General features: G+C 66.8%; 29 protein-coding genes. 1 reads left to right on the top strand and 28 read right to left on the bottom strand.

Annotation, left to right across the window (positions count from 1 at the left end; all coding sequences use genetic code 11):
• Positions 1–8: 8 nt before the first annotated feature.
• The 28 genes from rpsK to rpsJ all read right to left on the bottom strand — a co-directional run bounded on the left by rpsK (position 9) and on the right by rpsJ (position 14568).
• Positions 9–413, bottom strand: coding sequence for a 30S ribosomal protein S11 (gene rpsK / locus ACZ7L7_RS09595; RefSeq protein WP_003956432.1), 405 nt, complete (start codon positions 411–413; stop codon positions 9–11).
• Positions 414–478: 65 nt separating this feature from the next.
• Complete coding sequence (gene rpsM, locus ACZ7L7_RS09590; RefSeq protein WP_285510611.1) at positions 479–859, bottom strand: 30S ribosomal protein S13; 381 nt, start codon at positions 857–859, stop codon at positions 479–481.
• Positions 860–1052: 193 nt separating this feature from the next.
• Positions 1053–1166 carry a 50S ribosomal protein L36 gene (gene rpmJ, locus ACZ7L7_RS09585; protein WP_003974245.1) on the bottom strand — a complete coding sequence of 38 codons (114 nt, stop codon included), beginning with the start codon at positions 1164–1166 and terminating at the stop codon, positions 1053–1055.
• Between the two features lie 59 nt (positions 1167–1225).
• On the bottom strand, positions 1226–1447 hold the full coding sequence (gene infA, locus ACZ7L7_RS09580) for a translation initiation factor IF-1 (protein WP_003948620.1): 222 nt from the start codon (positions 1445–1447) through the stop codon (positions 1226–1228).
• A gap of 178 nt (positions 1448–1625) precedes the next feature.
• Positions 1626–2462, bottom strand: coding sequence for a type I methionyl aminopeptidase (gene map / locus ACZ7L7_RS09575; RefSeq protein ID WP_285510739.1), 837 nt, complete (start codon positions 2460–2462; stop codon positions 1626–1628).
• A gap of 118 nt (positions 2463–2580) precedes the next feature.
• Positions 2581–3243 (bottom strand): adenylate kinase, encoded by a 663-nt coding sequence (locus ACZ7L7_RS09570; protein ID WP_285510612.1) that lies wholly within the window; start codon positions 3241–3243, stop codon positions 2581–2583.
• Positions 3243–4556 (bottom strand): preprotein translocase subunit SecY, encoded by a 1314-nt coding sequence (gene secY, locus ACZ7L7_RS09565; protein WP_285510613.1) that lies wholly within the window; start codon positions 4554–4556, stop codon positions 3243–3245. Before secY ends, ACZ7L7_RS09570 begins: the two co-directional genes overlap by 1 nt.
• Positions 4557–4800: 244 nt before the next feature.
• Positions 4801–5256 (bottom strand): 50S ribosomal protein L15, encoded by a 456-nt coding sequence (gene rplO, locus ACZ7L7_RS09560; RefSeq protein ID WP_014674382.1) that lies wholly within the window; start codon positions 5254–5256, stop codon positions 4801–4803.
• A gap of 2 nt (positions 5257–5258) precedes the next feature.
• The gene (gene rpmD / locus ACZ7L7_RS09555; RefSeq protein WP_003998814.1) at positions 5259–5441 is read right to left on the bottom strand and encodes a 50S ribosomal protein L30; all 183 of its coding nucleotides are present in this window, start codon (positions 5439–5441) and stop codon (positions 5259–5261) included.
• 2 nt (positions 5442–5443) lie between these two features.
• Positions 5444–6049, bottom strand: a complete 606-nt coding sequence (rpsE, locus tag ACZ7L7_RS09550) for a 30S ribosomal protein S5 (protein WP_009190144.1) — start codon at positions 6047–6049, stop codon at positions 5444–5446.
• A 38-nt stretch (positions 6050–6087) separates the two neighbouring features.
• Positions 6088–6471 (bottom strand): 50S ribosomal protein L18, encoded by a 384-nt coding sequence (gene rplR / locus ACZ7L7_RS09545; protein WP_250744004.1) that lies wholly within the window; start codon positions 6469–6471, stop codon positions 6088–6090.
• A 3-nt stretch (positions 6472–6474) separates the two neighbouring features.
• Positions 6475–7014, bottom strand: a complete 540-nt coding sequence (gene rplF / locus ACZ7L7_RS09540; protein ID WP_093720386.1) for a 50S ribosomal protein L6 — start codon at positions 7012–7014, stop codon at positions 6475–6477.
• 24 nt (positions 7015–7038) lie between these two features.
• On the bottom strand, positions 7039–7437 hold the full coding sequence (rpsH, locus tag ACZ7L7_RS09535) for a 30S ribosomal protein S8 (RefSeq protein WP_006130772.1): 399 nt from the start codon (positions 7435–7437) through the stop codon (positions 7039–7041).
• Between the two features lie 213 nt (positions 7438–7650).
• Positions 7651–7836: a type Z 30S ribosomal protein S14 gene (locus ACZ7L7_RS09530; RefSeq protein ID WP_003948630.1), complete on the bottom strand. Its 186-nt coding sequence runs from the start codon at positions 7834–7836 to the stop codon at positions 7651–7653.
• 5 nt (positions 7837–7841) lie between these two features.
• The gene (rplE, locus tag ACZ7L7_RS09525) at positions 7842–8399 is read right to left on the bottom strand and encodes a 50S ribosomal protein L5 (protein ID WP_014674377.1); all 558 of its coding nucleotides are present in this window, start codon (positions 8397–8399) and stop codon (positions 7842–7844) included.
• Positions 8399–8722, bottom strand: coding sequence for a 50S ribosomal protein L24 (rplX, locus tag ACZ7L7_RS09520; RefSeq protein ID WP_009327082.1), 324 nt, complete (start codon positions 8720–8722; stop codon positions 8399–8401). Before rplX ends, rplE begins: the two co-directional genes overlap by 1 nt.
• A gap of 2 nt (positions 8723–8724) precedes the next feature.
• On the bottom strand, positions 8725–9093 hold the full coding sequence (gene rplN / locus ACZ7L7_RS09515; RefSeq protein ID WP_003998823.1) for a 50S ribosomal protein L14: 369 nt from the start codon (positions 9091–9093) through the stop codon (positions 8725–8727).
• Positions 9094–9190: 97 nt separating this feature from the next.
• Positions 9191–9475, bottom strand: a complete 285-nt coding sequence (gene rpsQ / locus ACZ7L7_RS09510; protein ID WP_039656223.1) for a 30S ribosomal protein S17 — start codon at positions 9473–9475, stop codon at positions 9191–9193.
• On the bottom strand, positions 9475–9699 hold the full coding sequence (rpmC, locus tag ACZ7L7_RS09505) for a 50S ribosomal protein L29 (RefSeq protein WP_007494763.1): 225 nt from the start codon (positions 9697–9699) through the stop codon (positions 9475–9477). The genes rpsQ and rpmC overlap by 1 nt, the downstream gene beginning before the upstream one ends.
• Positions 9699–10118 carry a 50S ribosomal protein L16 gene (rplP, locus tag ACZ7L7_RS09500; RefSeq protein ID WP_009190136.1) on the bottom strand — a complete coding sequence of 140 codons (420 nt, stop codon included), beginning with the start codon at positions 10116–10118 and terminating at the stop codon, positions 9699–9701. The genes rpmC and rplP overlap by 1 nt, the downstream gene beginning before the upstream one ends.
• Before the next feature lie 5 nt (positions 10119–10123).
• Positions 10124–10957 carry a 30S ribosomal protein S3 gene (rpsC, locus tag ACZ7L7_RS09495; protein ID WP_285510614.1) on the bottom strand — a complete coding sequence of 278 codons (834 nt, stop codon included), beginning with the start codon at positions 10955–10957 and terminating at the stop codon, positions 10124–10126.
• Positions 10957–11304: a 50S ribosomal protein L22 gene (rplV, locus tag ACZ7L7_RS09490; protein ID WP_030778516.1), complete on the bottom strand. Its 348-nt coding sequence runs from the start codon at positions 11302–11304 to the stop codon at positions 10957–10959. Before rplV ends, rpsC begins: the two co-directional genes overlap by 1 nt.
• Before the next feature lie 43 nt (positions 11305–11347).
• Positions 11348–11629: a 30S ribosomal protein S19 gene (gene rpsS / locus ACZ7L7_RS09485; protein ID WP_004984529.1), complete on the bottom strand. Its 282-nt coding sequence runs from the start codon at positions 11627–11629 to the stop codon at positions 11348–11350.
• 12 nt (positions 11630–11641) lie between these two features.
• Complete coding sequence (rplB, locus tag ACZ7L7_RS09480; protein ID WP_055622537.1) at positions 11642–12478, bottom strand: 50S ribosomal protein L2; 837 nt, start codon at positions 12476–12478, stop codon at positions 11642–11644.
• 38 nt (positions 12479–12516) lie between these two features.
• A complete protein-coding gene (gene rplW / locus ACZ7L7_RS09475; RefSeq protein ID WP_093720388.1) occupies positions 12517–12936 on the bottom strand; it encodes a 50S ribosomal protein L23 in 420 nt (139 codons plus the stop codon).
• Positions 12936–13589, bottom strand: a complete 654-nt coding sequence (rplD, locus tag ACZ7L7_RS09470) for a 50S ribosomal protein L4 (RefSeq protein ID WP_093720389.1) — start codon at positions 13587–13589, stop codon at positions 12936–12938. Before rplD ends, rplW begins: the two co-directional genes overlap by 1 nt.
• A gap of 8 nt (positions 13590–13597) precedes the next feature.
• Positions 13598–14242 (bottom strand): 50S ribosomal protein L3, encoded by a 645-nt coding sequence (gene rplC, locus ACZ7L7_RS09465; RefSeq protein WP_261719219.1) that lies wholly within the window; start codon positions 14240–14242, stop codon positions 13598–13600.
• Between the two features lie 17 nt (positions 14243–14259).
• Entirely contained in the window at positions 14260–14568 is a 309-nt protein-coding gene (gene rpsJ / locus ACZ7L7_RS09460; RefSeq protein ID WP_003948644.1) for a 30S ribosomal protein S10, read from the bottom strand.
• 497 nt (positions 14569–15065) lie between these two features.
• Between rpsJ and ACZ7L7_RS09455 the strand changes: the two genes are divergently transcribed.
• Complete coding sequence (locus ACZ7L7_RS09455) at positions 15066–16010, top strand: LysR family transcriptional regulator (RefSeq protein ID WP_285510615.1); 945 nt, start codon at positions 15066–15068, stop codon at positions 16008–16010.
• Positions 16011–16080: the final 70 nt, after the last annotated feature.

Here is a 16080-nt window from a genome sequence, read left to right as displayed (position 1 = left end):
CGCGCGCGTCAGACGCGGCGGCGCTTCGGCGGACGGCAGCCGTTGTGCGGGGTCGGCGTGACGTCCTGGATGGAGCCGACCTCAAGGCCGGTGGCCTGGAGCGAACGGATCGCGGTCTCACGACCGGAACCCGGACCCTTCACGAACACGTCGACCTTGCGCATGCCGTGCTCCTGGGCGCGGCGGGCAGCCGACTCGGCGGCCATCTGCGCGGCGAACGGCGTGGACTTCCGGGAGCCCTTGAAGCCGACGTGGCCGGCGGAGGCCCAGGAGATCACGTTGCCGGACGGGTCCGTGATGGAGACGATCGTGTTGTTGAACGTGCTCTTGATGTGCGCGTGGCCGTGAGCGACGTTCTTCTTTTCCTTGCGGCGCACCTTCTTGGCAGCGCCCTGACGACCCTTGGGGGGCATCTGTACTCCTACGGGAGGTGGTCGGTCCTACAGCGAAGACCGCTGGACGGTGAGTCCGCTGTGGACTACTTCTTGCCCGGCTTCTTCTTACCGGCGATGGCGCGACGCGGGCCCTTGCGGGTGCGGGCGTTGGTGCTGGTGCGCTGACCGCGGACGGGCAGACCACGACGGTGACGGAGACCCTGGTAACAGCCGATCTCGACCTTGCGGCGGATGTCGGCCTGGATCTCGCGACGGAGGTCACCCTCGGTCTTGATGTTGTTGTCCACGTACTCGCGGATCGCGACGAGCTGCTCCTCGGAGAGGTCGCGGACGCGGGTGTTCGGGTCGATGCCGGTGGCGGCCAGCGTCTGCTGGGAGAGCGTCCGGCCGATGCCGAACACGTAGGTGAGGGCGACCTCCACGCGCTTGTCGCGCGGGATGTCAACACCGGAAACGCGTGCCATTCAATGGCTCCTGGTGATCTTCGGAGGTCTTCCGCAGAACCGACTCCCAGCCGCCGTACCAGGTACGAACTGGGTCCCCGGCCTCCGAACCGGGGGTGTCAGACGATCGCTCGCCTGGGTCCTGCGTATGAACAAATTCAGCTCGCGTCGCGCGAAAACTCTGCGATAGAGGTGCAGAGGGTGAGGTCGTGCGTCAGCCCTGGCGCTGCTTGTGGCGCGGGTTGTCGCAGATGACCATGACCCGGCCGTGACGGCGGATCACCCTGCACTTGTCGCAGATCTTCTTGACGCTCGGCTTGACCTTCATTGGGTGAGGTTCTCCGGGTCAGTGCCATCGCCTCGGGAAACCCGGGGCGCGGGCAAGATCTACTTGTACCGGTAGACGATCCGGCCACGCGTCAGGTCGTACGGAGACAGCTCCACCACGACCCGGTCGTCAGGGAGGATGCGGATGTAGTGCATGCGCATCTTGCCGCTGATGTGTGCCAGGACCTGGTGGCCGTTCTGGAGCTCGACCTTGAACATGGCGTTCGGCAGAGACTCGACGACAGTGCCCTCGATCTCGATGGCACCTTGCTTCTTGGCCACGCTTCGCCCTTCGAATCGACTACCTTGATCGACTCCCTGCGAGCGCATGCGGACATGCGGGTACACGAGAGCCGACGAGTCAGTCTACGTCAGCGCACCCGGAAACACGAATCGAGCAATCCTGCCCACCGGCACAGATCATTACGCCACGGAAACAGAGCGCGGAAACGGGGCAGAGTCAGCCCAGCGGATCCGGCGCCGCCGTGATCCCGTACTCCGCCAGCTTGGCCTTGCCGCCATCAGGGGCCGTGAGCACCAGCGGGCCCTGTTCCGTGAGGGCGACCGAGTGCTCCCAGTGGGAGGACCAGGTGCCGTCGGTGGTGATGACCGTCCAGTCGTCGGCGAGGACCTCGGTCTTCGGGGTGCCGAGGGAGACCATCGGCTCGATGGCGAGGCAGAAGCCGGGGACCAGCTTGGGACCCTTGCCGCGGCGGCGCTCGACGTAGTTCAGCAGGTGCGGGTCCATGTGCATCTCGGTGCCGATGCCGTGGCCGCCGTAGTCCTCGATGATCCCGTACCGGCCGCCGCCCGGCTTGGGCTGGCGGCGGATGTACGTCTCGATGGCGCGGGAGATGTCGACGAGCCGGTTGCCCTGCTTCATGGCCGCGATACCGGCCCACATCGACTCCTCGGTCACCCGGGAGAGCTCGATCAGCTCCGGAGCGTGACCGGACCCCACGAAGGCCGTGTAGGCGGCGTCACCGTGCCAGCCGTCCACGATCGCCCCGCAGTCGATGGAGATGATGTCCCCGTCCTTGAGCACGACCTCGTCGGAGGGGATGCCGTGGACGACGACCTCGTTCGGGGAGGTGCAGATCGTCGCCGGGAACCCGCCGTAGCCGAGGAAGTTCGACTTCGCCCCGTGCTCCGCGAGCACCTTGCGGGCCACCTCGTCCAGATCCTTGGTGGTGGCACCCGGCACCGCGGCCTCCCGCGTGGCCGCGTGAATGGCGGCGACGACCAGCCCCGCCTCACGCATCTTGGCGATCTGCTCGGGGCTCTTGATCTGCACCATGGCGGCGGGGGCCTTTCTCAACCGGGTCAGGGGGCTATGTCACAACGATACGGGGCACGGCACACCGCAGCCGCGGCCCCAGGAAGGGAACCGCGGCTGCCGCGAACGTACGGGGGGACTACTTGTCGTCGCCCTCGCGCTTGAGGGCCGTCAGGGCGCGGCCGGTGACCTCGTCCACGGGGCCCATGGCCTCGATGGTGACGACCAGGCCCTGCGCCTTGTAGTAGTCGATGATCGGCTCGGTCTGCGTGTGGTAGACCTCCAGCCGCGTGCGGACCGTCGACTCGGAGTCGTCGTCCCGCTGGTACAGCTCGCCGCCGCAGACGTCGCAGACGCCCTCCTTCTTCGGCGGGCTGTACGTGACGTGGAAGACGTGCGCGGAGTTGTTGCGGCAGGTGCGCCGGCCGGCGATCCGCTTGACGACCTCGTCCTCGGGGGCCTCCAGGTCGAGCACGGCGTCCAGCTTCATGCCGGTGCTCGACAGCAGCTCGTCCAGCGCCTCGGCCTGCGAGACATTGCGCGGGAAGCCGTCCAGCAGGAAGCCGCCCTCGGCGTCCGGCTGCTCCATGCGGTCCTTGGCCATCGCGATGGTGACCTCGTCCGGCACGAGGTTGCCCGCGTCCATGTAGGACTTCGCGAGCTGCCCCAGCTCCGTCTTCTGGCTGATGTTGGCGCGGAACAGGTCGCCCGTGGAGATGTGCGGGATGTTCAGCTTCTCGGCAAGGCGCGTGGCTTGCGTTCCCTTACCGGCACCAGGCGGCCCGACGAGGACGATTCGCATCAGCGGAGGAACCCTTCGTAATTGCGCTGCTGGAGCTGGCTCTCGATCTGCTTCACGGTCTCGAGACCGACACCCACGATGATCAGGATGCTGGTGCCACCGAACGGGAAGTTCTGGTTGGCCCCGAAGCCGGCCAGTGCGGCCGTCGGGACGAGAGCGATCAGACCCAGATACAGCGAACCCGGCCAGGTGATCCGGTTGAGTACGTAGCTCAAGTACTCAGCGGTCGGTCGGCCAGCCCGGATGCCCGGGATGAAGCCACCATACTTCTTCATGTTGTCGGCGACTTCCTCAGGGTTGAAGGAGATCGCTACGTAGAAGAACGCGAAGAACACGATGAGCAAGAAGTACAAACTCAGGTAAATCGGGTGCGACCCTGTGACGAGATTCGCTTCGATCCACGACTTCCAGCTCGATTTGCTGTCCGAGAACTGCGCGATCAGGGCCGGGATGTAGAGCAGCGACGACGCGAAGATGACAGGAATCACACCGGCCTGATTCACCTTCAACGGGATGTACGTGGACGTACCGCCGTAGGACCGGCGGCCGATCATGCGCTTCGCGTACTGCACCGGGATCCGGCGCTGGGCCTGCTCGACGAAGACCACCAGGCCGACCATGACGAAACCGACCAGCATGACGGTGCTGAACTCGATCCAGCCGTCGGCCAGCGTGCCCTCCTGCTTGATGGCCCACAGGGCGGCCGGGAAGGTCGCGGCGATCGAGATGAACATCAGGATCGACATGCCGTTGCCGATGCCGCGGTCGGTGATCAGCTCACCGAGCCACATGACGACGGCCGTGCCTGCGGTCATGGTGACGACCATCGTGATGGTCGTGAAGATCGAGCGGTCCGGGACCACGTTTCCGGCGACCGTGCAGCCGGAGAAGAGGGCGCCGCTGCGGGCCGTGGCGACGAGGCCGGTGCCCTGCAGGACGGCGAGGGCCACCGTCAGGTAACGGGTGTACTGCGTGATCTTCGCCGTACCGGCCTGGCCCTCCTTCTTGAGGGCTTCCAGGCGCGGGATCACCACGGTCAGCAGCTGGAGGATGATGCTCGCCGTGATGTACGGCATGATGCCCAGCGCGAAGATGGTGATCTGCAGCAGCGCTCCACCGCTGAACATGTTGACCAGACCGAAGATCCCCTGCTTGCCGGACGCCTCGTCCACGCACTGCTGGACGGACGTGTAGTCGACGCCGGGGATCGGGATGTGCGTACCGATCCGGTAGATCACGATGATGCCGAGCGTGAAGAGCAGCTTCTTGCGCAGGTCGGGCGTCTTGAACGCCCGGGCGAACGCGGTGAGCACGGTGCCTCCTGCGACCCCCGCGCAACTGCGTCAAGGGTGACGGTCTTGAGGTTCGACTAATAGGAACGACTAGCTAACGGTCGACTGCCGCTCCGAGTGCCGCTTGTGAGGCACCCGGTAAAAGTTGGCAGTGCAGGCCACCTTACCCGCGAGACTGCCACCCTAGGAACGACCAACCGGGGATACCCCATTTGTGGGGTATCCCCGGTCGGGATCGCTCAAGTCATCGAGACGCCTGAGGTGTTCAGACGAGCTCGGTGACGGTACCGCCGGCGGCGGTGATCTTCTCCTTGGCGGAGCCGGAGACGGCGTCCACCGTCACCTGCAGCGCCACGGAGATCTCGCCCTGGCCGAGGACCTTGACGAGGCTGTTCTTGCGCACGGCACCCTTGGCCACGAGGCCCTCGACCGTGACCTCGCCACCCTCGGGGTAGAGCGCGGCCAGCTTGTCGAGGTTCACGACCTGGTACTCGGTCTTGAACGGGTTCTTGAAGCCCTTCAGCTTCGGGAGGCGCATGTGGAGCGGCATCTGGCCACCCTCGAAGCGCTCCGGAACCTGGTAGCGGGCCTTCGTGCCCTTGGTACCACGACCGGCCGTCTTACCCTTCGACGCCTCACCACGACCGACACGGGTCTTGGCGGTCTTGGCGCCCGGGGCGGGACGGAGGTTGTGGATCTTGAGCGGGTTCTGCTCCGCCATGATCAGTCGACCTCCTCGACCGTCACGAGGTGGCGGACGGTGTGCACCATGCCGCGGAACTCGGGGCGGTCCTCCTTGACGACCACGGTGTTGATCCCCTTGAGACCAAGCGACCGCAGGGTGTCACGGTGGTTCTGCTTGCTGCCGATGTAGGACTTGACCTGCGTGATCTTGAGCTGCGCCATGATTACGCACCCGCCCCGGCACGCGCACGCAGCAGGGCCGCGGGAGCGACGTCCTCAAGCGGCAGACCGCGGCGGGCCGCGATCTCCTCGGGACGCTGCAGGCCCTTCAGGGCCTCCACGGTGGCGTGCACGATGTTGATCGCGTTGTCGGAGCCGAGCGACTTCGACAGCACGTCGTGGATACCGGCGCACTCCAGCACGGCACGCACCGGACCACCGGCGATCACACCGGTACCGGGCGACGCGGGCTTGAGCAGCACGACGCCGGCAGCCTTCTCACCCTGGATGGGGTGGGGGATGGTGCCCTGGATACGGGGGACCTTGAAGAAGTGCTTCTTGGCCTCCTCAACGCCCTTGGCGATGGCGGCCGGCACCTCCTTGGCCTTGCCGTAACCGACACCCACGGTGCCGTCACCGTCGCCCACCACGACCAGCGCGGTGAAGCTGAAGCGACGACCACCCTTCACAACCTTGGCGACGCGGTTGATCGCGACAACGCGCTCAACGTACGCGGTCTTCTCGGCGGCAGCTGCGCCGCCGTCACGGCCCTTCCGGTCCCGCCGCTCGCCGCCACCGGCACCGCCACCGCGGCGCTGGGGTCCAGCCATTGGATTTACCTCTCTCTTTTCCGCTAGCTACGAACGGCTCAGAACTTCAAGCCGGCTTCGCGGGCGGCGTCCGCCAGGGCGGCGATGCGCCCGGCGTACTGGTTGCCACCACGGTCGAACACAACGGCCTCGACACCGGCGGCCTTGGCGCGCTCGGCGACCAGGGCGCCGACCTTCTTGGCCTGCGCGGACTTGTCGCCCTCGCCACCGCGGACCGAGCTGTCCAGGGTGGACGCCGACGCCAGGGTGTGACCCTTGATGTCGTCGATCACCTGGGCCACGATGTGGCGGTTCGAGCGGGTAACGACCAGGCGGGGACGCTCCGCCGTACCGGACACCTTCTTGCGGATCCGGATGTGACGGCGCTTGATCGCGGCGCGCTTGTAGGCGTCGCCCTTGAGGATCTTCTGTCCGTATGCCATGGCTTACTTACCCGCCTTTCCGACCTTGCGGCGGATGACTTCGCCCTCGTACTTGACGCCCTTGGCCTTGTACGGGTCGGGCTTGCGCAGCTTGCGGATGTTGGCCGCAACCTCGCCGACCTTCTGCTTGTCGATGCCCTCGACCGAGAAACGCGTGGGCGCCTCGACCTTGAAGGTGATGCCCTCGGGGGCCTCGACAGTGATCGGGTGGCTGTAGCCGAGCGCGAACTCCAGGTTCGAGCCCTTGGCGGTCACTCGGTAACCGACACCGCTGATCTCGAGCTTCTTCACGTAACCCTGGGTCACGCCGGTGATCATGTTCGCCACCAGCGTGCGGGACAGGCCGTGCAGGGCCTTGTTCTGACGCTCGTCGTTGGGGCGCTTGACGTGCAGGACGCCGTCCTCGCCCTTCTCGATCTCGATCGGCGCGGCGACGGTGTGGGTCAGCGTGCCCTTGGGGCCCTTGACCGAGACCGTGCGGCCGTCGATGGTGACGTCCACGCCGGCGGGAACCGTGATGGGGAGCTTGCCAATACGCGACATAGCTTTTTCCTCCGTTCCCTTCCGCTACCAGACGTAGGCGAGGACTTCCCCACCCACGCCCTTCTTGCCGGCCTGCTTGTCGGTGAGGAGCCCGTGGGACGTGGAGATGATCGCCACGCCGAGGCCGCCGAGCACCTTCGGCAGGTTGGTGGACTTCGCGTACACCCGGAGACCGGGCTTGGAGATCCGCTTGATGCCCGCGATGGAGCGCTCACGGTTGGGGCCGAACTTCAGCTCCAGGACGAGGTTCTTGCCGACCTCGGCGTCCTCGACCTTCCAGCCCGTGATGAAGCCCTCCTGCTGGAGGATCTCCGCGATGTGCGACTTGATCTTCGAGTGCGGCATCGACACGGTGTCGTGGTATGCCGAGTTCGCGTTCCGCAGACGCGTAAGCATGTCTGCGATCGGATCAGTCATGGTCATGAATTGGCCTTCGGCCTCTCTCGCCGGGGTTTCCTGGTGCGCCATCCCTCTCCCCGATCCGAGACGGGACGGGTGCGGCGCGGTGGACCTACGGCGTAGTAAGTCGTACGGGCATGTCAGACGCCCAACCCTCCTAGCCTAAGCCATGAAGGGGTGGGCGCCTGACGGAACCCAGTGCTTACCGAGAGTCCTGAGAATCCCTGATTTAGGGGATTACCAGGAGCTCTTGGTCACGCCCGGCAGCTCGCCACGGTGAGCCATCTCACGAAGGCACACGCGGCACAGGCCGAACTTGCGGTACACGGAGTGCGGGCGGCCGCAGCGCTGGCAGCGGGTGTAGCCACGCACACCGAACTTGGGCTTGCGAGCAGCCTTAGCGATCAGAGCCTTCTTCGCCATCTCGCTCACGCCTCCTTGAACGGGAAGCCGAGGTGACGGAGAAGGGCGCGGCCCTCTTCGTCGTTGGTCGCCGTGGTGACCACGGTGATGTCCATACCCCGGACACGGTCGATCTTGTCCTGGTCGATCTCGTGGAACATGACCTGCTCGGTGAGACCGAAGGTGTAGTTGCCACGGCCGTCGAACTGCTTGGGGGAAAGACCACGGAAGTCGCGGATGCGCGGCAGCGCGAGCGACAGGGTGCGGTCCAGGAACTCCCACATGCGGTCGCCACGGAGCGTGACGTGGGCACCGATCGGCTGACCCTCACGCAGCTTGAACTGCGCGATGGACTTGCGGGCCTTGGTGACGGCCGGCTTCTGACCGGTGATCGTGGTGAGGTCGCGGATGGCGCCCTCGATCAGCTTGGAGTCGCGGGCGGCGTCGCCCACACCCATGTTGACCACGATCTTGACGAGGCCGGGAACCTGCATGACGTTCTCGTACTTGAACTCGTCACGCAGCTTGCCCGCGATCTCCTCGCGGTACTTCGTCTTCAGACGCGGAGTGGTGGTGGTAGCCATCAGATGTCCTCACCCGTCCGCTTGGCAACGCGGATCTTGTTGCCCTCTTCGTCGAAGCGGTAACCGACACGCGTGACGACCTTCTTGCCGTCCTTCTCCACGACCAGCTGGACGTTGGAGACGTGGATCGGGGCCTCGGTCGTGACGATGCCGCCGGCCTGGGAACCGCGAGCGGTCGGGCCGGCCTTGGTGTGCTTCTTGACCCGGTTGACACCCTCGACCAGGACACGGTCCTCACGGGGGAAGGCCGCGATGACCTTGCCCTGCTTGCCCTTGTCCTTACCGGTGATGACCTGGACCAGGTCGCCCTTCTTGATCTTCATGCTTACAGCACCTCCGGCGCGAGCGAGATGATCTTCATGAACTTCTTCTCGCGCAGCTCACGGCCGACCGGGCCGAAGATGCGGGTGCCGCGAGGGTCGCCGTCGTTCTTCAGAATGACAGCGGCGTTCTCGTCGAAGCGGATGTACGAGCCGTCCGGACGGCGGCGCTCCTTGACGGTGCGAACGATGACCGCCTTGACGACGTCACCCTTCTTCACGTTGCCACCGGGGATCGCGTCCTTGACGGTGGCGACGATGACGTCACCGATGCCCGCGTAGCGGCGACCGGAGCCACCGAGCACACGGATGCAAAGGATTTCCTTCGCACCAGTGTTGTCGGCGACGCGCAGTCGCGACTCCTGCTGGATCACGTCTATCTCCTGTTTGTCTGCCGGTTCCCCGGGAGCCGCTCAGCGAGCGGCTCCCGGAGCCTGGCGGAACTGACCTGCGGGGTTTGCCCCGCAGGAATTACTTGGCCTTCTCGAGGATCTCGACGACGCGCCAGCGCTTCGTCGCGGACAGCGGCCGGGTCTCCATCAGGAGGACGCGGTCGCCGACACCCGCGGCGTTCTGCTCGTCGTGCGCCTTGAGCTTGTTGGTACGGCGGATGACCTTGCCGTACAGCGCGTGCTTGACGCGGTCCTCGACGGCGACGACGACGGTCTTGTCCATCTTGTCGCTGACGACCAGACCCTCACGGGTCTTGCGGAAACCGCGGGCTTCCTTGTTCTCAGTCACGTTGCTCTCGCTCATCAGGCGTTCTCCACCGTCTCGATGCCGAGCTCACGCTCACGCATGAGGGTGTAGATCCGGGCGATGTCCTTGCGGACCGCCTTGAGACGGCCGTGGTTCTCGAGCTGACCCGTGGCCGCCTGGAAGCGGAGGTTGAACAGCTCTTCCTTGGCCTCGCGGAGCTTCGCCAGAAGCTCCTCGTTGCCCAGCTCGCGCAGCTCGGACGCCTTGGTACCGGCCGACATCACGCTTCACCTGCCTCGCGCTTGACGATCCGGCACTTCATCGGCAGCTTGTGGGCCGCACGGGTCAGCGCCTCACGGGCGATCTTCTCGTTGGGGTACGACAGCTCGAACATGACGCGTCCGGGCTTGACGTTGGCGATCCACCACTCCGGCGAACCCTTACCGGAACCCATGCGGGTCTCGGCCGGCTTCTTGGTGAGGGGACGGTCCGGGTAGATGTTGATCCAGACCTTGCCGCCACGCTTGATGTGGCGGGTCATCGCGATACGAGCCGCCTCGATCTGGCGGTTCGTCACGTAGGCCGGGGTCAGCGCCTGGATGCCGTACTCGCCGAACGCAACCTGCGTTCCACCCTTGGACATACCGTTGCGCTTCGGGTGGTGCTGCTTGCGGTGCTTGACCCTACGGGGGATCAGCATGACGGTCAGGCCTCCGTTCCGGTGCTCTCAGCCGGAGCAGCCGCGGCCGCGGCGCCCGAAGACTCAGTCTTGGGGGCCTCGGAACCGGCAGCCTGCTGCGGCTTGCGACCGCGCCGCTCGCCACCGCGGCCACCACGGGCCGGGCGGTCGGCACCGCCGCGCGCCGGGCGGTTACCCGCACGGGCAGCGGCGTTCTCGGCGCGGACCTCGGCGATGTTCTTGACGTCGCCCTTGTAGATCCAGACCTTCACGCCGATGCGGCCGAAGGTCGTCTTGGCCTCGAAGAAGCCGTAGTCCACGTTCGCGCGGAGCGTGTGCAGGGGCACACGGCCCTCGCGGTAGAACTCCGAGCGGGACATCTCGGCGCCACCGAGGCGGCCACCGCACTGGATCTTGATGCCCTTGGCGCCGGCCTTCATGGCGGACTGCATGCTCTTGCGCATGGCCCGACGGAAGGAGACGCGGGAGGAGAGCTGCTCGGCGACGGCCTGGGCCACCAGCTGAGCGTCCGTCTCCGGGTTCTTGACCTCAAGGATGTTCAGCTGGACCTGCTTGCCGGTCAGCTTCTCCAGGTCACCGCGGATGCGGTCGGCCTCGGCGCCGCGGCGGCCGATGACGATGCCCGGACGCGCGGTGTGGATGTCCACGCGGACACGGTCACGGGTGCGCTCGATCTCCACCTTGGAGATACCGGCGCGCTCCATGCCGGACGTCATCATCCGACGGATGGCGACGTCTTCCTTGACGTAGTCCTTGTACAGCTTGTCGGCGTACCAGCGCGACTTGAAGTCGGTGGTGACACCGAGCCGGAACCCATGCGGGTTTACCTTCTGGCCCATTACCGGGTTCCTTCCTTGCTGCTGACGACCACGGTGATGTGGCTGGTCCGCTTGCGGATCCGGTAGGCACGGCCCTGGGCGCGCGGACGGAACCGCTTCAGGGTCGGACCCTCGTCGACGTACGCCTCGGAAACGAAGAGGCTGTCGACATCGGTGTGGTCGTAGTTGTGCGCGGCGTTGGCGATGGCGCTGTCGAGCACCTTGCCGACCGGCACGGAGGCGGCCTGCGGAGCGAATCGCAGGACCGCCTGGGCCTCCGTGGCGTCCATGCCACGGATGAGGTCCACCACGCGGCGGGCCTTCATGGGCGTGACGCGGATGTACCGCGCCTGGGCCCTGGCTTCCATGGTTGTCCCTTCAGTTACTTACGTGTCTGAATGCGATCCGCTACTAGCGGCGCTTCGACTTCCGGTCTTCCTTGACGTGACCCCGGAAGGTGCGCGTCGGCGAGAACTCGCCGAGCTTGTGGCCGACCATCGACTCGGTGACGAACACCGGGATGTGGGTCTTGCCGTTGTGCACCGCGATCGTGTGGCCGAGCATGGCCGGGACGATCATCGAGCGACGGGACCAGGTCTTGATGACGTTCTTGGTGCCGGCTTCGTTCTGGGCGTCCACCTTCTTGATCAGGTGGTCGTCGACGAAGGGCCCCTTCTTGAGACTGCGCGGCATCTAAACCCGCTCCTAGCGCTTCTTGTTCGTCTTGCGGCGGCGGACGATGTACTTGTTGCTCGCCTTCTTGGGAGCACGAGTACGACCTTCCTTCTGACCCCAGGGGCTGACCGGGTGGCGACCACCGGAGGTCTTGCCCTCACCACCACCGTGGGGGTGGTCAACCGGGTTCATCGCCACACCGCGGACGGTCGGGCGGACGCCCAGCCAGCGCTTGCGGCCGGCCTTACCCCAGTTGATGTTGCTCTGCTCGGCGTTGCCGACCTCGCCGACGGTGGCGCGGCAGCGCACGTCGACCAGGCGGATCTCACCGGAGGGCATGCGCAGGTGGGCCATCTGGCCCTCCTTCGCGAGCAGCTGCACGGAGGCACCGGCGGAGCGGGCGAACTTGGCGCCGCCACCGGGACGGAGCTCGATCGCGTGGATCGTGGTACCGACCGGGATGTTGCGGAGCGCCAGGTTGTTGCCCGGCTTGATGTCGGCCCCGGGACCGTTCTCGACGCGGTCACCCTGCTGCAGGTTGCGCGGGGCGAGGATGTAGCGCTTCTCGCCGTCGGCGTAGTGCAGCAGCGCGATGCGCGCGGTGCGGTTGGGGTCGTACTCGATGTGCGCGACCTTCGCGGGCACGCCGTCCTTGTCGTGCCGACGGAAGTCGATCACGCGGTAGGCGCGCTTGTGTCCGCCACCCTGGTGGCGAACGGTCACACGACCGGCGTTGTTACGGCCGCCCTTGCTGTGCAGGGGGCGGACCAGCGACTTCTCCGGCGTGGACCGCGTGACCTCGACGAAGTCGGCGACGCTGGAACCACGACGGCCCGGCGTAGTCGGCTTGTACTTGCGGATTCCCATTTCTCAGTCCTCGTCCGATATCGGACGATCCGACCCGCTTACGCGGTCGGACCGCCGAAGATGTCGATACGGTCGCCCTCGGCGAGGGTCACGATCGCCCGCTTGCTGTCGGCGCGCTTGCCGAAGCCGGTGCGGGTCCGCTTGCGCTTGCCCTGGCGGTTGATCGTGTTGACCCCGGTGACCTTGACCTCGAAGACCGACTCGACGGCCTGCTTGATCTGGGTCTTGTTGGCACGCGGGTCGACGATGAACGTGTACTTGCCCTCGTCGAGGAGCGCGTAGCTCTTCTCGGAGACGACCGGCTTGAGCAGCACGTCACGGGGGTCCGTGAAGGACTTGCTCAGCGGGGTCTCGACGGTGTTCTTGCCCTCGGCGGCGTGGCGACGCGCCTTGGCGACGCGCGCGGCCTTGGCGGCCTTCGCGGCCTTGGAGGCAATGGCGGGGTGACGGATAGCCATCAGGCCTCGCTCCCTTCGGTGTCAGTGGCCTTCGGGCCGGACACGAAGGACTCGAAGGCGGCCTGGGTGAAGACCACGTCGTCCGAGACGAGAACGTCGTACGTGTTCAGCTGGCCCGGCTCCAGGATGTGGACCTGGGGCAGGTTGCGGGCGGACAGCCACGCGGCCTCGTCGGCGCGCTCGACGACCAGGAGCAGGTTCTTGCGCTCCGAGATCTTGCCGAACAGCGTCTTGGCGGCCTTGGTGGACGGGGTCTCGCCCTCGATGACGCCGGAGACGACGTGGATGCGGTTGTGGCGGGCCCGGTCGGTGAGGGCACCGCGCAGGGCGGCGGCCTTCATCTTCTTGGGCGTCCGCTGCGAGTAGTCGCGCGGCACGGGACCGTGCACGACGCCACCACCGGCGAACTGCGGGGCGCGGGTCGAACCCTGACGGGCGCGGCCGGTGCCCTTCTGGCGGTACGGCTTCTTGCCGCCACCACGGACTTCACCGCGGGTCTTGGTCTTGTGGGTGCCCTGACGGGCAGCGGCGAGCTGCGCGACGACGACCTGGTGGATCAGCGGAACGCTGACCTTGGCGTCGAAGATCTCCGCGGGGAGCTCGACGGAACCGGCCTTGTCGCCCGCCGGCGAAAGGATGTCAACAGTGCTCATCGGTTACCTCAGGCCCCCTTGGCCGCGGTGCGGACCAGGACGAGGCCGCCGTTCGGACCGGGAACCGCGCCCTTGATGAGCAGCAGACCCTTCTCCGCGTCAACGGCGTGGACGGTCAGGTTCTGGGTGGTGACCCGCTCGTTGCCCATACGACCCGCCATGCGGAGGCCCTTGAACACACGGCCCGGGGTGGCGCAGCCACCGATGGAACCGGGGGAGCGGTGCTTGCGCTGGGTGCCGTGACCGGCGCCGAGGCCACCGAAGTTGTGGCGCTTCATGACACCGGCGAAGCCCTTGCCCTTGCTCTTGCCGGTGACGTCGACCTTGACGCCCGCCTCGAACACCTCGGCGGTGATCTCCTGGCCGAGGGTGTACTCGGAAGCGTCCGAGGTACGGATCTCGACGAGGTGGCGGCGGGGGGTGACGTCGGCCTTGGCGAAGTGGCCCTTGAGGGGCTTGTTCACCTTGCGCGGGTCGATCTCGCCGAAGGCGATCTGGACCGACTCGTAGCCGTCGGTGTCGTTCGTACGGACCTGGGTCACGACGTTCGGGCCGGCCTTGACGACGGTGACCGGAACAACACGGTTGTTCTCGTCCCACACCTGCGTCATGCCGAGCTTCTCGCCCAGGATGCCCTTGATCTGCTTAGCCATTCTCAGATCACCGGCCCTCAGAGCTTGATCTCGATGTCGACACCGGCCGGGAGGTCGAGTCGCATCAGAGAGTCAACGGTCTTGGGGGTGGGGTCGAGGATGTCGATCAGGCGCTTGTGTGTGCGCATCTCGAAGTGCTCGCGCGAGTCCTTGTACTTGTGCGGCGACTTGATGACGCAGTACACGTTCTTCTCAGTGGGCAGCGGCACCGGGCCCGCGACCGACGCACCAGTGCGGGTCACCGTCTCGACGATCTTCTTCGCCGAGGAGTCGATGACCTCGTGGTCGTAGGCCTTGAGCCGGATGCGGATCTTCTGTCCCGCCATGGCTACTCAGTAGTCCTTTGTCTCGTAAAGCTCTGGAACCCGGTGTTCCTGTGTCCCGTTCTCCGACCCACGCGGTCGGGCGTGTCGCGCTCCCGCTGACACAGATGTCCCTTGTTCGAACATCCCTGCGTGGGAACACGGCCCTTCCGGAACCGAGGACCGAGGGCCAGGAGGCCCACCGGGTGCCTGGCCGGTACCGCACCACACTTCCCGGAAGATTCCCGTACGTCCGCCCCAGTGCTGCCCTCAGGCAGTTAGGACGACGAGTACTGTGGGACTCGCTTCCGGTCCTCCCGGCGGGAGGCGCGCAGCATCAACACTCGACCGAGCAACTCGGACAGTCTGCCATATGGGGCACCGCCTCCGCCAATCGAGCCGGAGAGAATACCCCGGGAGTGACGCAGGTCAAACACGGGGCGCCCGCGCCGACGGCCCCCTGCGCAACTGGTCCATACCAACCCCTTGCCCCCGCCCCGCCCGCGCAGCAAGCTCGCTGCATGGAGCTGGAGTTACGGCATCTGAGGACCATCCGGACGATCGCCGACGCGGGCAGTCTCACCCGGGCGGCCACCGCACTCGGGCTCGCCCAGCCCGCGCTGAGCGCTCAGCTCAGGCGGATCGAGCGGGCACTGGGGGGCGTGCTGTTCGAGCGGGGCCGGTACGGGGTGCGCGCCACCGCCCTCGGTGAGCTGGTACTGGAGCGCACCCGGGTCGTGCTGCCCGCCGTGTCCGAGCTGCAGCGGGAGGCGGCGCGGTTCGCGCGGGCGCGGCGGGACGCCGAGCGGCTGCGGCTCGGCGGCATCCACGGGCCCCTCCTCGGCGCGCTGGTCGACCGGATCGCGGACACCCACCCCGACGCCACCGTCACCACCTGCGCCTCCTGGTCGGAGCGGGAACTGGCGCGACAGCTGACCGAAGGGCGGCTCGACTTCGCGCTGGCCGGGACCTGCGGCTCGGCCACCCCGCCGGGCGCGGAGCACCTGGTGTGGCGGGAGATCGCCGTGGACCCGGTGCTCGTCATGCTCGCCGAGGACCACCCGCTCGCCGGCCGCCCCGAGATCGGCCTCGCCGCGCTCGCCGACCAGGAGTGGGCCTGCGTCCCGGGCGACGGCTGCTTCGCGGACTGCTTCACCGCCGCCTGCGCCCGCGCCGGGTTCACCCCGCGCCGGATGTACGAGACGGACACCTTCTCCTGCGTCCATCTGGTGCGGGTCGGCCGCGCGGTCGGCCTGTGCCGGGCCTCCTTCCCGCAGACGCCGGGCATCGTCACCCGGCCGCTCACCGGCACTCCCCTCGTCTGGCGCCATCTCCTGGGCTGGCATCCGGCGGCCCAGCGGCCGGACACCGCGGCGACGGTCCTGGACCGGGCCCGCAGCGCCCACGCGGGCCTGGTGAAGGCCGTGCTGCCGCCTTCCATAACACCGGGGCAGGGGGTCGGCTGACGTCTTATGCCGCCCACGCGGCCCTCCCTACGGTTTGGGCACTTCCCCGCACTTCCCCGACCGTTTCGGA

The sequence above is a fragment of the Streptomyces sp. NPDC110618 genome (assembly GCF_055657065.1).
This window is presented reverse-complemented; position numbering and strand designations above follow the sequence as displayed.